Source organism: Microvirga sp. 2MCAF38 (genome assembly GCF_052115485.1).
GTDB lineage: Bacteria > Pseudomonadota > Alphaproteobacteria > Rhizobiales > Beijerinckiaceae > Microvirga.
On the sequence record NZ_JBFRGU010000019.1, the window covers coordinates 1 to 497 of the forward strand.

Annotated in this window: 1 protein-coding gene; it reads right to left on the reverse strand. The window is 66.4% G+C overall.

Translation table 11 applies throughout. The annotated features are described in order from the left end of the window. Positions 1–497, reverse strand: a 497-nt coding sequence (locus AB4072_RS17130) for a cadherin repeat domain-containing protein (RefSeq protein WP_441969939.1), incomplete at both ends; no start/stop codon positions are given.

Here is a 497-nt window from a genome sequence, read left to right on the forward strand (position 1 = left end):
GTGAGCGCCGCGACCTTCAGCTGCCCGTCTTCGATCTTGAAGCGGCCGCCCGCATTGCCGCTGCCGCTCGAGCCGCCATTGCCGCTCGTGTCGAACGCGTAGATCAGCCCGACATCCCCCTCCGGATCGAGCGCCGTCAGATCGCCCACGACAGACCCGTCCTGGGCGCTCGCACCAATGGTCGCCTTGCGCGTCCCGTCGGCGAAGGCCAATCCGGTCGGTGCTTCGTTCACGTCGTTGACGTAGACCACCACCGTCTTCTCGTCCGACGACAGACCCGTCGCGCTGTCGCTCGCCTTGACCCGCAGCGTATAGAACTTCCGCTCCAGCGGCGTTCCCGCATTCTCGGTCTGAAGGTCGGGATCTTCCGCCGTCGTCGCCTCGTAGTTCACCGCGCCCAGAAGCGTGATCTGGCCCGTCGCCGCATCGATACCGAACTTCGCACCGGGGTTCAGAACCAGCGCATAGGTCACCGTGTCCCCGACGACACCCGCCGG